The sequence below is a fragment of the Flagellimonas sp. B-3 genome, from assembly GCF_056857835.1.
On record NZ_JBSXNW010000024.1, the window covers coordinates 910488 to 927854 of the forward strand.

A 17367-nucleotide genomic window follows, 5' to 3' on the forward strand; every position below is an offset into this window, starting at 1 on the left:
TTTTGCACCATGCAAGTAGAAGTCGTAAAATCTAAAATACACCGAGTAAAAGTTACCGGGGCAGACCTTAACTATATAGGAAGCATTACCATAGATGAGGATCTTATGGATGCCGCCAACATTATTAGGGGCGAAAAAGTGCAGATTGTGAACAACAACAACGGTGAACGATTGGAAACCTACGCCATTCCCGGTCCAAGAGGCTCCGGAGAACTGACCCTTAACGGTGCTGCCGCCAGAAAAGTGGCCGTAGGAGACATATTGATCCTGATCACCTACGCTTGGATGAATATTGAAGAGGCAAAAACATTTAATCCCGCATTGGTGTTCCCCAACGAGGAAACCAATCTACTCAAGTAAATTTTGGGAAAATCCCTAAAAAAATTCCTTAAGATATTTGTACCCATTGCTTTTGGGCTGTTTTTGATTTGGTACTCTTACAACTCCACCACTCCAGAAGAACGAGAACAAATCATCCATTATATTTCCAATGCAAGCCCATTTTGGGTAGGGGTTTCCGTGATTATTGGGATTTTGAGTCATATTTCGAGGGCGGTTCGCTGGAAATACCTCTTGAAACCCATGGGATACAGGCCCAAAACCGTCAACACCATATTTATTGTCCTTATATCCTATTTTGCCAACTTGGGGATTCCCCGTTCCGGTGAAATTTTAAGGGCAACCGCGCTTACCACTTACGAAAATGTCCCTTTTGAAAAAGGGTTCGGGACCATCGTCACCGAAAGGGTCATCGATCTTTTGATGCTTCTGATCATCATCATGATCACCTTGGTGCTTCAAACCGACTTTATCCTTGGTTTCTTGGAAGAAAAAGGAGTAAACATCATCGGTGCCATCGGAATATTGTTCGTAGGCATTGTAGGCCTGTTTTTGGGGTCGTTCATCATCCGTAAATCCCAATCACCTTTGGCAATAAAGCTCAAAGGATTTTTAAACGGTCTAAAAGATGGCGTGCTCAGTGTTTTTAAAATGAAGAACAAATGGCCGTTCATCCTCCATACGCTCTTTATATGGATTGCCTATTTTGGCATGTTCTGGGTTATAAAACACACCATTGAAGAAACCATTCCCCTATCCTTGGGGGAATTATTGGTTGCCTTTGTGGCAGGAGCCTTCGCCATGTCCACAACCAACGGTGGAATCGGCCTTTACCCTATTGCTGTGAGTGCTGCCTTGGGCATTTACGGAATAAGCTCGGTTTCTGGAGATGCATTTGGGTGGATCATGTGGATTGCACAAACCTTCATGGTCGTAGTTTTTGGCACAATATCATTCATTGTATTACCGTTATTGAATAGAAATCGGTAAGCCCTAACCGCATAAAACTTAACCAATGAAAAAATGTCTATTTCTACTGATAGGCTTCACGTGCTTGAACCTAGGTGCCCAAGTAAAAAAGGAGATTTTTGAATCCTTCAAACTACAAGAGCGAAGAGATGTATCCTATTATTTCCCAGAAGATTACACCGAAGAAAAAACATACCCGCTCATCGTGGTTTTGGATGCGGAATACCTGTTCGACCTTGTTGTGGCCAATGTAAAATTCCAAAGCAGGTTCGACCGTATGCCCGAAGCCATCGTAGTTGGCGTTCATCAATTACAAAACGACCTAAGATGGGAAGATTGTGCATACGAAGATGTATCGGGCCTGCCGACCGAGAAAGGTAAAATGTTCTACGAATTCTTGGGCACGGAACTGATTCCCTACCTAGAAACGAGTTACAATATTGCACCCTTCAAAATGTTTGTGGGGTACGATATCACCGCTAATTTTGGTAATTATTATTTGTTCAAAGAGCGTTCGCTTTTCAATTCATATATTAACATATCCCCAGTAATGGCTACCGAAATGGAAAGCAGGGTTCCTGCTCGTTTATCTGAACTGGACCAAGTGATTTTTTACAATCTGATTGTGGAAAAGCAGCCTACGGACGATAGACAGCGTATCCTTCAGATGAACACCAGCATCAACTCCATCACCAAAGAATCATTGCACTACTTTTTTGATGAATACGAAAATGCAGACCACACTTCCATTGCTGCTTATGGCATAAGCAAAGCTTTTGATAATGTGTTCAGCATCTACAGGCCTATCACACCAGCCGAATACAAATCAGACATTCTTACTTCTGAAGAACCTGTTTTCAATTATTTAGAGAATAGATACCAAACCATAGAAGACCTATTCGGGTTTGAGAAGCCAGTGGAGCTCAACGATATTATGGCCATTTATGCCGCCTGTCTGAAAAAAGAAGACTATGAGTCACTGGAACCTTTGGCCGATCTTTGCAAAAAGGAATATCCCGACACCATGATGGGCTTTTACTTTGAAGCAGAGTATTATGAATTTATAGGAGAGCCCAAAAAAGCGTTCAAAACATTCGAAAAAGCCTTCCAATTGGAAGAAATCGACTTTTTGACCAAGGATTTGGCCCTCAAAAAAATTGATGCCCTCAAAGCGGACTTCGGGTATTAGAATTCCAGATAATTGGATTGATGGTTGGAGCTAGACTCGTGCCCCGGCTAGGAACAGAGTTTAATTTATAGCATACTTTGATAACCAAAATCCATTTGGAAAGATTTCTTATTACAAACTAATAATGTGCCATTCTTTTTCACCCCAATGGTATATGGTCAAGGTTTTAAACCCTATGGCCGCATGCGCCGCCAAAGACCTCTTATTTTTTCCATCCACTTCGGTAATAATGGTATCAAAGCTCTCGGGCAGTTTCTCTTTCATGGTTTGATACAGGTTTCGGAAAACACCTTTGCCCCGATGACTTTTGGCTACACAGATTTGCCCCATCACCATATAGTTGTTTTTTTCTTTTAGAGCATTATCAATTTCTTTGAACATAGGCCGTAGCACTTCAATCTCATCAGCAAATTTAGGGTGCATACATAGGGCATACCCAACAACTTGGTTATCCTCCACCGCAATGATGTGTCCGCACACATCGTTCATGGATTTTAGAAGGTTCCGAGGGTGTTCCACGGTCACAAAACCTTCTTTTGTGCTTTCCTCTTGACTTATATTTTTGGGTAAATTACGTTGCTGAAGGTCTAGAATCTGTTCCAGTTCCTTCAAAGATTCCGCTTGTTTGTAAACGACCATCTATTCCACTTTGAGCCACCCTTTGCGCTGTTCCAGCATCTTTTTGGACGGTTTTTTATCCTTGTCTTCCATCAAACTAAATGTGTAATCTGGACTTGGGACAAGTACCAATTCTGTAGTTTTTTCGTTTCCGTACCTCGTGAATTTTACCTGCAATGCTTCTCCCAAGCTGAACTGTTTCAGGTAATCACTAAAAGATTGGTCTTCCGTTAAAGGTTTGTCGTTGATGCTCAATACCACATCCCCATTGTCCAGGCCAGCCTTGTATGCTGGACTTCCCATCGAAGTATTTCTAAGAATGGTATAACCTGTTTTATCTGGATTCATGGAAGCATAGGCTCCAAAATAGGGTGAAGTCTCAGGTTGTTCCAACACAACCCCAACGGACTCCATAAGCTTTTTATAGTCGGGCATTTCACTTTTATAGATGTAATTATTGAAGAACTCGTCCCCGAAAGATTTGCCAGCGTATTCATTTAAGGCATCATGAAGGTTTTGGATGGTATAGGGAATTTCAGTTTTACCGTATTTTTTCCAGACGAGTTTCATAAAATCATCGAGGTTCAATCCCTCTTCACGAAGCGATAGATCTAAGGCCAAGCCCAAAACACTTCCGTAGGAATAATAGGAAATAAACATATTCTCACGATTAACCGGGTCTACCGAGGTAGCCGCATCCACAAATGGAGCTTGGTAACTCATTTCAATAGGATTGAAGAACTGCCGTGCAGGAGAATTCCAAACATAGTTAAAGGTTCCCGCCAAACCTTCCACATATTCTTTGGGCGAAATAAGCTCCGCCCTGCACAAAATCAAATTGGTGTAGTAACTGGTAAAGCCTTCGGCAAACCAAAGGGCACCGCTCATATTGGCCGCCTCAAAGTCAAAAGGCTCCAAACTTTTGGGGCGAATGCGCTCCACGTTCCAAGCATGGAAAAATTCGTGCGATACCGTCCCGATATTACGTTCCATACCTCCATCGGCCAAGCTACGGGTACTGGTCAATATAGTAGAGTTGCGATGTTCCATACCGTCACCAGAGGCATTGGGGATATAACAGGCAAGAAAGGTGTAATTCCCATAATCAAAATCAGGAAGTTCGTCGTAAACCTCTTTTTCCGCCAGCACTACCTTTTTCACTTTTTCAAAATATTCATCGGCTTCTGCTTCGGTTCCGTTGTGGTGCAGAGCAAGGTTGATGGTTTTTCCGTCCACCTCAAAAGATCGCAGCATGTAGTTGCTGATTTCCGTAGGGCTGTCCATAAAATAATAAAGGTTCGGGGCCGAATAGGTAGTGCCCGAGACCAAAGGAAGCTGCGTTGCCACTTTCCAATCCAAATCTTCACGGGCGTTAAAGGTCACTTCAATCTTGCGCTCGCTCAATTCAGGTGCAAACATGAAGGTTGCTGGAATGTTTAGGTGGGCATGTGTTTCATCCACTTGCGAATAGGTGCCCCCACCACGGTTGGCAAACAAAATGTATTTGATGTTGATGGTGCCATCATGTCCGCTGACCTCCCAGGCGTAGGGGTTGGGACGGGTAACGGTCAAAGCGTTTCCTTTACTGTCCGTAGCCTCAAATCCGTAAACGTTTTTGGCGAATTCATGAAGTGCATAGCGTCCAGGGGAGGTCCTGCTCATCCGAAACTCCACGGTATCCGAAGTTAAGTCGGGAAAAGTAGCTTCAACAACTGCTTCGTGATGGACGGCATTGTCAAAGGAAATTTTGTAAGTATTCGTTTGGGCCGTCATCCATAGTCCGGTAAATAGTGCTAGAAAAGAAAGGGTAAATTTCATTTTTAGAATAGGTTTAAGAGCAACTAAGATACTGTATAATCAGCGTAAGTACTACATTTGCGTTATAGGGAACTTTTTTCAGTAACTATTTGAAAATATCGACTATTTTAACAAGAAATTGAGCGATTGCGGTTATATCTGTACGTCTTCAATGCAAAAAAAATTCAAGCGTATTGCAAACGCTCAAAAAATATATGGAAGCATGAAAACCGAATTTCATACGTTGGGGACATTTGAGTTTCCTGCAGACGCTGTGGTTATCAAAGGCAAATTGGAAGCGGAGGGCATCCCTGTTTTTTTGAGGGATGAAGCTACTATTAATTCAGACCCTTTGATCAGTGCAGCTTTGGGAGGTGTAAAGCTTCAGGTGTATTCAACCGATAAGGAACGGGCCAAGGAAATTTTTGATGAAGTCCGCAACTACGCCACCGACAATTTTGGCAATCCTGTTGTCTGCCCGAACTGTAAAGCGACGAAATCCGAAATTTATTATTCTCGGAGCACCGTCTTCTATAAACTGTTTCCTTTCTTTGAGCCCAGAAAGTATCAATGCATGCAGTGCAATTTTATTACCAGACCCATTAGATGAAACTATTTATAACCGGGACCTCAACAGAAGTAGGAAAAAAGTTCGCATCGGCCATTGATTGGGATGGAATCGTTGCAGGTGGATTATTGAAAAACAACAGCAGAAAAAAGTAAAAACCGGCATCATTTTCAGTGGTGATGAACACCCTACAACCGAGGAAGTCATCCTGAAAAAAACAAAGGTTACCTTTTTGGGGAGGATCAACGAAGAGCCTCGCTTTGATAAGGTGGTAATTCTGGAATATGCGACCAAGTTTTAGCCTGTTCTTCTTCATTTTTAATCAATACAAGGCAGCTTGTCCGATTATCAATAGTATATAAAACCTTTTGCCCTTTTAATTCTTCCTTATGAAGAATATAATACCCCTTTTCTTTATAGGATGAGGTTTTTTTAGGGATTTGATTTCCCAAAAGTTCCAAATAGGCTCCTGTTGTATAAAATTTTCCAATTTCGTGATGACCAAAAAAATCAAGCTCTGAAAATAGATAAATGGGTGAGCTTTTGGTGATCTCCAAAATGTTTTTAGCATGTTTTTTGAATATGGATGAAGAGCTTTTCTGTTGCTTTAATGGGTAAACAGTAAGTGAGAACACTAATTTAAACATTACAATTCCCATTAACCCAAAGACTAACCTGTTCCAGATGTTATATGTTTTAAGTTGCAACAGGAATAAAGTTAACCCGCCAAACCCAAAGAGAATGCCAAGGAAAGTTACTCCTTTTACAGTATCCAAATAATCAATAAAAGGGAGAATAAAACAGCTTATGCCAAGTAACAATGATATGGCGGACAAGACACCAAAGAGCAATTTTGTTTTCCATCCATTTTTATTTTTCTCTATCAAAAAGGCAAAGGTTAAAATACTGATAAGTATGGGATAAAACATATAAGTGTATCGTGCTTTAGCCCCTGGCGATAACCAGTAAATAATAAAGTTTGAAAAGAAAATCAAGATCAGGAAGATTATATATGGGTTTTCCTTGATTTTTAAAATGACTGATTTTTTGAACAAAAAGGGAATAAGTAAGGTGGCAGGAAAAAGGTTCCCAAGCATATTTAATGGAAACCATAAAAAGTGGGAGAAAAAGGCATTGTTTTGTTCGTCCAAGAATGATTTGTTTCGTGTAATTCTCCACATTCCCTCTATGTATGCATGAACATCATCATACTGTCCATAAACATAAAAGAATACTGCAATGCCTCCCAAACAAAGAAATATGGAGAGAAAATGCACAGGGAGAAACAGTTTTTTATAATCTTTCTTATAAATAAAGAACACCAACAGGGATATACCCAAAAAAACCAAAGAGACGACACCTTTAGTCAAAAAACCCAAAAAGCAGAAAAAGTAGGCGTACAGATATAGGGAAACAAACTTCTTTTGTTCATAAAAGTGATAAATTCCCATAATGCTTGCCAAGATGAGCAAGGAAAAAAAGATGTCGATTTCAGCCGTATTGGAAAAGAAAAAATAGAGGTCTATGGAAACCATGTATAAAAAGGCCGAAACAGTACCGAATACATGTCCTACATATTTTTTGCCTATAAAATAGACCAGAATACCAGTCAAGAGCAATGATAATGCAGAGGGAAACCTAAATGCAAATTCGGTATCGGTTCCAAACAACCAAGAACTCCCTGCCAAAATTATATTCCACAAGGGAGGATGGTCGTAAAACACATCATTGAAAAGTGTGGTCACCACAAAATTTTTATTGGACAGCATCTCCATGGCGATTATGGATCGCCTGGGCTCTTCATTGTAAAAAGGAGCGACCCCTAAATTGAGAAAGAGGGAAACAACATAAAGTATAAGAAAGGATAAGGATATAATTGTGAAAAAGGTTCCCTTATTGAGAAGGGAAAACAGGTTCTTGACCATCGCAGCATATAAGATTTGGTATTAGACAACTCCAAAATTGGAAGGGAAACCTGTCTGGTAAAAAGTAATGGGGCAATAAATATGCTGCGGGCAACCAAGGTAACCCATATCTTCAACGGAAAAACTTCAGATATATTATTTGGAAGTATTAAAGGGAAGTAGGTTTTTATAACCGTTGATAGATAAGGCCACGACCAACAGTTGCCCTTAATTTATAATGCTTTTCAAGATAAGCATCAATATAGGTGTTGTATTCCACCAGTTTTTTATCAAAAATCTTCTTGCCCTCCCTAGCTACCAATACTTTGGGGCGGATAACCTCCATGATGTATTTTAATTCTTCAATACCGGTTTTTCTCGGATTATCCATGTACGGAAATAACTCTTCACGGGTAATATTGCTCGGGTGCGTAGCGGCTTTGGTAGGCGGATTTACTCCCAGTACCCAATACCCAATGTGGTATTCAGTAAAAAAAATGTTCTTTGTTTCAAGCTCATGTTCCTCAATATATCTTGGAACATCAATGCCCTCGCCATTATAAAAAGCCCCATTTCTTATCTTGTTGGATATGATATTGCCATATTCCAGATATGATTCCATGGGGATTAAAATCAGTAAGGCAATAATCAAAGGCCGATACTTTTTAGTGATAATGGGCAGTTTGGCCACAGCCATTGCCAAGGGAATCAATATAAAAGGATACAACTGGATTAAATAATGCCCGTTCACTTTGCCTGCCTGTATGTAAGAGATTAAAATCCCGACCACAACAACAGTCAACAATTGCAATTTTTTTGACTTCCAATCAATTAATTTAAAATAATAGCCTGACCCTAAAAGTATGGCTATAGTCCCAACATAAGGCAATGTTTTCCAAGGAGAATGAAATTTACCTTCAGAATAGGCCAAGGGAGCTTCGACAATGGATTTCCACCAAATTTCAGATTCACCTTGAAGGTAATAAGGAAGAAGCGTGAGAAGAACGGTGGCCAAAAACCCGATTCCCATAAAAATCAAGTATTTAATGTTTGTCCAAACCTGCTTTTTGTGAAAACCCTCCCACAAAAAATAAATGCCCAAGCTTAAAACAGGATAGGCCATGTTCAGTTTAGTCATTACCGAAAGCCCCAACAAAAGCCCGGTAGTAAAAAACCATTTTCCGTCTTCTTTTAAAAATAGAATAAACAGGGCGGCCACAAAAAAGAGCGTACAGATATGCTCGGACATTACACCCTGCAAACTACCGAACAGGCTTTGGAAAAAAACACAGAAAATGGCCGCCCAAAACGCAACTTTTTTGGAAGTGATCTTTGTTGCGATTCCATAGGTAAACAAAGCTGTTAGAGCTACCATGAACGAGCCAAAAAGCCGGATGGCAAAGAAGCTTTTTCCAAATAGTTTAATAATGGTGGCAAAATATAGGAAGGTAATCGGTGGTTTTAGGTCCCACAATTGGATGTACGGTAAATATCCGTTCACCCAAGACTGTCCCATGAGTATAAAAGTGCTCTCATCGCGATCCACATAATCCCTAAAAAAGAATGGGAAGCGGATAAAGATGGATACCACGACCAAAATAAAAAGGACCGTTTTCCAGTCCAAATCTTGATACCTTGGAGAACGTAATTTTTTAAGCACGGCGGTATTCAGCTTTTTGGTCGTTGATTATCATATTTGCAATATAGATAAATTTGAATGGTTAAACAGCTACCAATTGTAGGTACGCTTGTTTTAATTTTTTCATTACAATTTCTAGTTCTTCGTCATTTAGATGCCCAAATCCAAAACGAATGGCGCAGGTGTTTTTATTTTGATAGAGAATGGTTTTAGGCAAGAATAAATCCAACTGCTCTGCTTCTTCGGCTAATTTTACCAATGATATGGGTGTTCTAAATTGTAACCACATGGCAAGTCCTCCAGAAGGTATTTGCCAATCAAGGATGGTGTTAAAATATTGATTTAATAAACTGCATAAAACTTCTCTGCGTTGTTTGTAAGTAACGATATTTTTTTTCTTAAGCCGGTATATTTCACCTTCGGATATCAATTCAGAAAGCATTTGTTCCTGTATTAAGTCTCCCTGTGTGTCCAATAATTGCAAATAATTTTTGGCTTCGGTAATTACCTGTTCTGGAGCCACGACAAAACCCGTATGAAAACTCGGAAATAAAGACTGACCCAGTTTGCCCAAGTAAATAACGTTTCCACCGGCATCTGCACTGGCCATGGGTAACATGGAAGAGCCATCGAACTGAAAATCATAGTCAAAATCGTCCTCGATTATGGCAAAACCGTGAGTTTTGGCCAAATGCAGTAACTGCAACCTTCTTTTGGTGCTTAAAGTTCTGGTAGTAGGATAGTCCCTATTGGAGCACACATAGAGGCAACGAATGTTCTCGTGTATAAAATGTTCATTTATGTATCCAATATCCAAACCTTCGTCATCTACGGGAACAGTTTTTATCTTTGCGCCAGCTTGCTGAAATATCATGTTGGCTACATAATTGCTCAATTGTCCAACCAGCACCAAATCCCCCGGATTAATTAGCACCTGTGAAACGATGTATAGGCTCATTTCCGTACTTCGTGTATTCAATAAATTGAGTGGTTTTATATGGAAGCCCCTAGTGACATTTAGGTAGTTGCAAAGTTGCGTGCTAAAAACAGAAGGCATCAAGGCACTGGTTTTATTCCATTTGTTGATTAATGGCTTTCGTTTCATTGCAGCGCTATACCACCTAGAAAATTGGTGCACGGGATGTAATCTTAAATCGGGCTTACCATCATTTATGGAATATTTGGCAGGGCTCTCCTCTTTGGTAGATGCTAGATTAAAGGATTGTTGGAACGGGAACCCTGGACTTTTTGGGTACTCGTATGCCTGATTGATGTGGTGCGTATTTGCCTTGATTTTTACCTCGGAACCTTCAGGAACCACCACAAAAGTTCCTTTATTGGGAATAATGTTTACCCAACCTTGCGAGGCCAATTCATCATAAATGGCCACGGCAGTATTACGATGAACATTCAATAACTCACTTAAAACCCTTGTCCCGGGTAATTTGCTGCCTTTATCCAAATAGCCTCGTTGTATGGCATTCATTATTTGTTGGGCCACTTGCACATATACAGGCTGTACTACAGATTTATCTATAGATACCAGCTGAATCAACAAATCAGAAACCGGACTATTCATTGTTTTAAAAGTGGACTAGTTTAATCGTCCGGAAAGTTAGGACTTTTGTAGTATTAATTTTAAGAACTTACGTTACAAGCTTAAATAATGAAGAAATCAATTTTATTTTCTGCGATTTTACTAGTGGGTGCTTTACAAGCACAAGCACAACAAGACGATGCTGTTAAGGTAGATTCGTTAAGCGAAGTTGTGGTGACCGCAAACCGGATCAACCTTCCATTTAAAGAAAATTCTAGAACTATAAACATAATCACCTCTAATGATATTAAAAATAGTGCAGCGGTTAATGTTGCGGATTTATTGCAACAAGTTGCGGGCGTAGATATTAGAAGACGAGGCACGGGTGGTAGCCAAGCAGATTTGTACATAAGAGGTGGTGGTTTTGACCAAACCTTATTATTGATTGATGGCGTTAAAATGGACGATGCGCAAACGGGTCACCATACCATGAACGCGGCTCTGCCATTAGAAGTGATAGAAAGAATAGAAATCATAAAGGGCCCTGCGGCGAGGGTTTTTGGACAAAACGCCTTTGCAGGGGCCATCAATATCATTACCAAGAAGAATTTGGATAATGCTGTTTCCTTAAATGTAGAAGCTGGTTCTTTTGGGCAATTGAATGGTAGCGTTACCGCTGGTGTGGATAAGAAAAACTCGACTCATATCATACATGTGGGAAGGATGACATCTGAAGGGTATAGAAATAACTCAGATTACGATAATGGCAATTACTTTTTAAAAAGTGTTTTCAATAAAAATGCACAACCTATTGTAATGACAGCTACTTTCATGGAGCGCAATTTTGGAGCTGAGAACTTTTACACCACCAATCCCACATTTCATGAATACGAAGAAACCCAAAACAGCCTTTTGGCGTTTTCTACCACCTTTAAGAAAAACAAGCTAAAAATACAGCCAAGAATCTATTGGAAACGTAATCAAGACTTATTTCTCTTGAGACGAAATGAGCCTGGTTTTTACCGAAACATGCATATTTCCAACAAGATTGGCGTAGAAACCAATGCATCGTATGCCTCTAAATTGGGAATTACGGGATTTGGAGTAGAGTTTTCAGAAATCTACCTAAGAAGCAATAATCTTGGTAGCCGAAACCGTTTCATGTCCAATGTGTTTTTAGAACATCGTTTTAGCATTGCGGACAATAAGTTGGACATTACCCCAGGTGTTGCGTTAACTTATTTTTCAGACTTTAAGTTTAAAGCATTTCCTGGATTGGATTTAGGCTATAACCTTACCAACAATTTTAAGGTTTATGGTAATATTGGTTATACCTACCGCATACCAACTTATACAGATCTGTTCTATAACGACCCGGTTACAACTGGTAACGAAGATTTGGAACCAGAAGAAGCTTTTGCCCAAGAATTGGGGTTAAAGTACACCACACCCAAGTTTAATGCCAGCGTTGCCGTTTTTAATCGCGACGCAGACAATCTAATAGATTTTATTAGAAACGATGTTTCTGAAGATGTATTTGTAGCGACAAACATTACGGAGGTCAATACCAAAGGTCTCGAGTTGGATGCCGCCTATAATTTTAACTTCAAAGACTTTATACAAACCTTAAGTGTGGGATATGCGTTTTTAGATGACAATATTTTAGACCAGAATGAAGAATTGTCGCGTTACTCTTTAAATACGCTTAAACACCAATACACAACACGTTTAAGTATGCAGTTGTTCAAAAACGTACGTCAAAATATAATTTATAAATATGCAGAGCGAACTACGGGGCAAACGTATAATGTTTGGGACGCTTCATTGTCGATCAAAGTGAAGCAAGCAGAGTTTACCATTACTGCAAGCAATATTTTTGATGCAGATTACATAGAGTCTGGATTTGTTCCAATGCCGCCAAGTAACGTGCTTTTCGGTCTGCGTTATAGTTTTAAATAGGCGCAACAATCCAAGGGAGACCAAAAACCAAAATGGTCCAGACCTGGGCATAAAATTAAATTGAAAGGAACCAAGCGGCCAAGGAGAAAGGTAAATTGGTTTCAAAGGGATAGGTGCTACAACCATTTCAAATCCTTTTATTAATTTAGTGGTTTCAAATTCCTTGAAATTTTGAAGCTGAACCTTGAACAGATACCTCGGGAGAAAACCCTTTCCAAGAAAGAGTTCATCCAAAAATATTTCAGGCCCCAAAAGCCTGTTGTAATTGAGTGCTTTATTGAGGATTGGCCGGCGTATTCCAAATGGAGCTTGGACTATGTAAAAGAGGTGGCAGGACATAAGGAAGTTCCTTTGTATGATGATCGCCCAGTAAAACACGACGAAGGTTTTAACGAACCACACGCCAAAATGAAGCTGGCCGATTATGTGGATTTGTTGAAAAGCGGCCCCACGAAATACCGTATTTTTCTTTGGAACATATTAAAAGAAGTCCCAGAACTTCAGAAAGATTTTAAGTATCCAGATTTTGGGTTACGGCTCATGAAAGGATTGCCCATGCTTTTCTTTGGTGGGGAGGATTCGCACACCTTTATGCACTACGATATTGATTTGGCCAATATTTTCCATTTTCATTTTGAGGGAAAGAAACAATGCATTCTTTTTTCCCAAGAAGAGACAAAATTCCTGTACAAGATTCCACACTCTTTAATTACACGGGAGGATATCGATTTTGCTGACCCCGATCTTGATAAATGGCCCGCTTTACAATATGCCAAAGGACATATTGCACATTTGGAGCACGGAAATGTTTTGTACATACCCGAAGGGTATTGGCACCACATGAAATATATTACCCCCGGGTTTTCCATGAGTCTGAGGGCGATTGCACGAAAGCCCAAAAACCTTGGAAAAGCGGTTTACAACATTTTTGTGATGCGCCATTTTGATAATCTTATGCGTAGACTAAAAGGGCAACAATGGATTGACTGGAAGAACGAAAAGGCGGTGGAGCGAACACAAAAGCTTATGCTTCAAAGGTGATTGGATTATTTTATAAGCTCATTGGCTTTTTCATATACCAAATGGCTTTCCCAACCACGATATAGCAGATAATCGGCCAATTTTTTCTTTTTTTTCAATGGATTCTTTTCTTTGATTTGTTCCAAACGTTTTCTGGCGAGTTCATCAAAAGTTGTTAGGTAATCTTCATTCTGTATTTCTGCAAGGGCACTTTTAATGTTGTAAGCGGAAATATCCCTAAACTTTAGTTCTCGAATGATACGGTTTGCCCCCCACTTTTTAATACTGAACTTACCTCTGGCAAAGGCCTTGGCAAAACGCTCTTCGTTGAGGAAATTTTCCTGAATCAAATGACCCAATATTTGATCTATGGCTTCAGGAATCATGTTCATACCCTTCAACTTTTCCGTAACCTCTTTGTGGCAGCGTTCTTGGTAGGCACAGTAATGCTCCATTTTTTTGGTAGCTTCGGTAAGTGTATAGCTTTTGGTATGATTCATATTCAAATGTACAGAAAACAAAAAAGCGACCCCATTTCTGGAGTCGCTTCTTATTATGGATGTATTGTTTTACCGTCTTTATCCTTAAAACGATATTCTAGGTACTTATAAGCATCCCGTGGTTGGATTTTAATCCACTTTTTATAAGTTTTAAACCATTTGGAACGGATAGAAGGGAACCCTTTGGTAAGGTAAGCTGCAATAAACGGGTGTATGTTCAATACAATTCCGTTGTTTTTGCGGTCTGGCTTAAGGATTCGCTCTAAATCTGACTGAATTTTGTCGATCAATACAATTGGAGCTTCAACTTCGGCCCCTGTGCCATTCGGGTTTTCCTCACTGGTTTTGATATTCATTTCCGGACGAACCCTTTGCCTTGTAATTTGTACAAGACCGAATTTACTGGGCGGCAAAATCTTGTGTTTTGCCCTATCGTCTTTCATTTCATCCCTAAGGTGGTCAAACAATTTTCGTCTGTGGTCACCTTTGGTCATATCAATAAAGTCAATAACAATAATTCCGCCCATGTCGCGCAAACGTAATTGTCTAGCAATTTCGGTTGCGGCCAAAAGGTTTACTTCTAAAGCGGTATCTTCTTGGTTTTTTGCCTTATTGGAACGGTTGCCACTGTTTACATCTATTACGTGCAAAGCTTCGGTATGTTCAATAATAAGGTAAGCCCCACGGCTCATGGATGCTGTTCGGCCAAAAGAGGTCTTGATTTGACGTTCTATCCCAAATTTTTCGAAAATAGGGGCCGAACCGGTGTACAACTTTACAATGGATTCTTTTTGAGGTGCAATTTCATGCAAATAATCCTTGATCTGGTTGTAGAGTGTTTCTTCATCAACATGAATTCCGGTAAAGGAATCGTTGAAGACATCCCTAAGGATGGATGACGCCCTGTTCAGTTCCACCAAAACTTTGGATGGATGTGACGCCCGCTGCAATTTCTTGCACATGTTTGTCCATTTGGAAAACAAGTTCTGTAGATCTTTGTCCAGCTCTGCAACCTTTTTGCCTTCTGCTACGGTACGTATGATTACTCCAAATCCCTTGGGCTTAATACTTTTTACAAGCCTTATAAGTCTGTCCTTTTCCTCTTTGCTCGCTATTTTTTGGGATACCGAGACTCTATCGGAAAAAGGCACCATGACCAAAAATCGCCCGGCTATGGAAAGCTCGGAGCTTATTCTTGGTCCCTTTGTTGATATGGGTTCTTTTACTATTTGTACCAGTAGTGACTGATTGGCTTTTAGTACATCGTTGATGCTGCCATTCTTGTCAATGTCTTTTTCAAATGGAAAATTTTTCAGGGAGTAATCTTTTAGTTTCCCTGTTCTAGCTTGTTTAATGAATTTTAACATGGAAGACAGTTGCGGGCCCAGGTCATGGTAGTGCAGGAACGCATCTTTTTCATAACCTACATTAACAAATGCTGCATTTAGGCCTGTAACGGGTTTTCTGATCTTGGCTAGGAAGATATCCCCTACGGAAAAGTTATTGTTGTCTTCTTCTTTGTGTAATTCTACTAATTTTCCATCCTTTAGTAAGGCAAAATCGACTGCATCGGGCGTAGATCTTACTATTAATTCTCTATTCACCTGAATCGATTTTTATTTATCCCACATGAATTTTGGGATAAATGATTAAACAATATATAGTATCGGTTATTTTTCGAACCGATTGAAATTCGTTTCTTGAATCTCTATGTCAAAGAACGTGATAGGGTAAAACGAAAAAGTAGTTGAAACAACTACTTTTTCTTGTGTCGGTTAGCTCTTCTGCGCTTCTTACGCTTGTGCGTGGCTACCTTATGTCTTTTTCTTTTCTTTCCACTCGGCATATGCTCTTGCTTTAGTGTTGTTAATTATATTATTTTACTTGTACGTTTGTCTTTACGCCTTCCACAAAAACTTTGGCTGGCTTAAATGCAGGAATATTGTGTGCAGGAATTTTAATGGTAGTGTTCTTAGAGATATTTCTACCTGTTTTTTCCGCTCTGGTCTTGATGATAAAACTACCAAAACCTCTTAAATAAACATTATCACCATTTTCCAAGGATGATTTTACCTCTTCCATAAAGGATTCTACTGTCGCTTGCACATCTCCTTTTTCAATACCTAGTTTTTCTGAGATCCTAGTTACAATATCTGCTTTCGTCATTACTTCTAATTAATTTTCTAATTTTTTTCGGCTTGCAAATATAAACATTAAAATTAATCTTTCCCTTTAACCCTTTAATTTTAAGTATATAAACTGATACATTTGAGCTTTATTACTTTATCGAATGACTTTTGCCCATAAAATCCTGAATTGGTACCACGAACACCAGCGTGAGCTTCCCTGGAGACAAACGCGTGATCCTTACAAAGTTTGGCTGTCGGAAATTATTCTCCAACAGACCCGTGTAGCTCAGGGAATGCCTTATTATTACAGGTTTGTGGAAGCTTTTCCCACGATTCATGATCTCGCCAATGCACCAGAGGAACAGGTGTTGAAACTCTGGCAGGGACTGGGATACTACTCACGCGCCCGTAATTTGCACACAACGGCCAAAATGGTGGTGGAAGATTTTGAGGGGGAGTTTCCCGAAACCTACAAGGGCTTAAAATCGTTAAAAGGAGTGGGGGACTATACGGCAAGTGCCATCGCATCTTTCTGTTTTGATATTGCCGAACCGGTGGTAGATGGCAATGTTTATCGTGTGCTGTCCAGATATTTTGGAGTGGATTTGCCTATTAATAGCACACAGGGCATCAAATATTTTAAGGAACTAGCCCGTGAGGTGATGGATGAAAGGAATATACGAGATTATAATCAGGGGATAATGGAATTTGGCGCGGTGCAATGCGCACCCAAAAAACCGTATTGCTTGTTGTGCCCGCTCCAAGAAAGCTGTGTGGCGCTCCAAGAGAACAAAGTGGACCAACTTCCTGTAAAATTGAACAAGACCAAGGTGCGGAACCGTTACTTTAATTATATAGTATTGCTGGATGATGATGGCAAGACCATTTTGGAACAAAGAACAGGAAAAGGCATTTGGCAGAATTTATATCAATTTCCATTGATTGAGTCCGAGAAAATGCTTCAGGCCGAAGAATTGAGGCCCTTGATCAAGAAAAAAGATGTTGTTCCCAAAGCAAAGTCCATATCATTATATAATAATGAACCCATTGTGCACAAACTGTCACACCAACATTTATACACACAATTTTGGATCCTAAAAACTTCTGATATATTAGAAGAAGGAACACCATGGAAAGAAATCGGTGGTTTTCCCGTACCAGTTTTGATAGCAGATTTTATCAAGACATTGAAAATTTAG

The 17367-nt window shown here is 39.8% G+C and carries 15 protein-coding genes; 7 read left to right on the forward strand and 8 right to left on the reverse strand.

What is annotated here, in order from left to right:
• Window positions 1–9: 9 nt before the first annotated feature.
• The 3 genes from panD to AC13CS_RS16640 are packed head-to-tail and all read left to right on the forward strand — an operon-like array spanning window position 10 to window position 2497.
• Window positions 10–360 (forward strand): aspartate 1-decarboxylase, encoded by a 351-nt coding sequence (panD, locus tag AC13CS_RS16630; RefSeq protein ID WP_482888910.1) that lies wholly within the window; start codon window positions 10–12, stop codon window positions 358–360.
• 3 nt (window positions 361–363) lie between these two features.
• Window positions 364–1329: a lysylphosphatidylglycerol synthase transmembrane domain-containing protein gene (locus AC13CS_RS16635; RefSeq protein ID WP_482888911.1), complete on the forward strand. Its 966-nt coding sequence runs from the start codon at window positions 364–366 to the stop codon at window positions 1327–1329.
• A gap of 25 nt (window positions 1330–1354) precedes the next feature.
• Complete coding sequence (locus AC13CS_RS16640) at window positions 1355–2497, forward strand: alpha/beta hydrolase (protein WP_482888912.1); 1143 nt, start codon at window positions 1355–1357, stop codon at window positions 2495–2497.
• A 111-nt stretch (window positions 2498–2608) separates the two neighbouring features.
• On the opposite strand, the gene AC13CS_RS16645 is transcribed toward AC13CS_RS16640, so the two are convergent.
• Both AC13CS_RS16645 and AC13CS_RS16650 read right to left on the reverse strand, forming a co-directional pair.
• A complete protein-coding gene (locus AC13CS_RS16645; RefSeq protein WP_482888913.1) occupies window positions 2609–3136 on the reverse strand; it encodes a GNAT family N-acetyltransferase in 528 nt (175 codons plus the stop codon).
• Complete coding sequence (locus tag AC13CS_RS16650; RefSeq protein ID WP_482888914.1) at window positions 3137–4933, reverse strand: M61 family metallopeptidase; 1797 nt, start codon at window positions 4931–4933, stop codon at window positions 3137–3139.
• Window positions 4934–5135: 202 nt separating this feature from the next.
• Here AC13CS_RS16650 and AC13CS_RS16655 point away from each other — a divergent pair, with 202 nt between their 5' ends.
• Window positions 5136–5522, forward strand: a complete 387-nt coding sequence (locus AC13CS_RS16655; RefSeq protein WP_163624975.1) for a putative signal transducing protein — start codon at window positions 5136–5138, stop codon at window positions 5520–5522.
• Window positions 5523–5722: 200 nt separating this feature from the next.
• Here AC13CS_RS16655 and AC13CS_RS16660 read toward each other — a convergent pair whose 3' ends face one another.
• The 3 genes from AC13CS_RS16660 to AC13CS_RS16670 form a co-directional block, all read right to left on the reverse strand.
• Window positions 5723–7405, reverse strand: a complete 1683-nt coding sequence (locus AC13CS_RS16660) for an ArnT family glycosyltransferase (RefSeq protein ID WP_482888915.1) — start codon at window positions 7403–7405, stop codon at window positions 5723–5725.
• A gap of 166 nt (window positions 7406–7571) precedes the next feature.
• A complete protein-coding gene (locus AC13CS_RS16665) occupies window positions 7572–9044 on the reverse strand; it encodes an ArnT family glycosyltransferase (protein ID WP_482888916.1) in 1473 nt (490 codons plus the stop codon).
• Window positions 9045–9105: 61 nt separating this feature from the next.
• Window positions 9106–10602 (reverse strand): aminotransferase-like domain-containing protein, encoded by a 1497-nt coding sequence (locus AC13CS_RS16670; protein WP_482888917.1) that lies wholly within the window; start codon window positions 10600–10602, stop codon window positions 9106–9108.
• Window positions 10603–10689: 87 nt separating this feature from the next.
• On the opposite strand from AC13CS_RS16670, the gene AC13CS_RS16675 reads away from it, so the two are divergent.
• Both AC13CS_RS16675 and AC13CS_RS16680 read left to right on the forward strand, forming a co-directional pair.
• Window positions 10690–12519 (forward strand): TonB-dependent receptor domain-containing protein, encoded by a 1830-nt coding sequence (locus AC13CS_RS16675; RefSeq protein WP_293165771.1) that lies wholly within the window; start codon window positions 10690–10692, stop codon window positions 12517–12519.
• A 171-nt stretch (window positions 12520–12690) separates the two neighbouring features.
• On the forward strand, window positions 12691–13560 hold the full coding sequence (locus AC13CS_RS16680; protein ID WP_482888918.1) for a cupin-like domain-containing protein: 870 nt from the start codon (window positions 12691–12693) through the stop codon (window positions 13558–13560).
• A 5-nt stretch (window positions 13561–13565) separates the two neighbouring features.
• Here the strand turns inward: AC13CS_RS16680 and AC13CS_RS16685 are convergent, their stop codons facing one another.
• The 3 genes from AC13CS_RS16685 to AC13CS_RS16695 form a co-directional block, all read right to left on the reverse strand.
• A complete protein-coding gene (locus AC13CS_RS16685) occupies window positions 13566–14039 on the reverse strand; it encodes a regulatory protein RecX (RefSeq protein ID WP_482888920.1) in 474 nt (157 codons plus the stop codon).
• Window positions 14040–14092: 53 nt separating this feature from the next.
• Window positions 14093–15643 carry an Rne/Rng family ribonuclease gene (locus AC13CS_RS16690; protein WP_482888921.1) on the reverse strand — a complete coding sequence of 517 codons (1551 nt, stop codon included), beginning with the start codon at window positions 15641–15643 and terminating at the stop codon, window positions 14093–14095.
• Between the two features lie 271 nt (window positions 15644–15914).
• Window positions 15915–16205, reverse strand: coding sequence for an HU family DNA-binding protein (locus AC13CS_RS16695; protein WP_014032385.1), 291 nt, complete (start codon window positions 16203–16205; stop codon window positions 15915–15917).
• A 124-nt stretch (window positions 16206–16329) separates the two neighbouring features.
• On the opposite strand from AC13CS_RS16695, the gene mutY reads away from it, so the two are divergent.
• A complete protein-coding gene (mutY, locus tag AC13CS_RS16700) occupies window positions 16330–17367 on the forward strand; it encodes an A/G-specific adenine glycosylase (protein WP_482888922.1) in 1038 nt (345 codons plus the stop codon).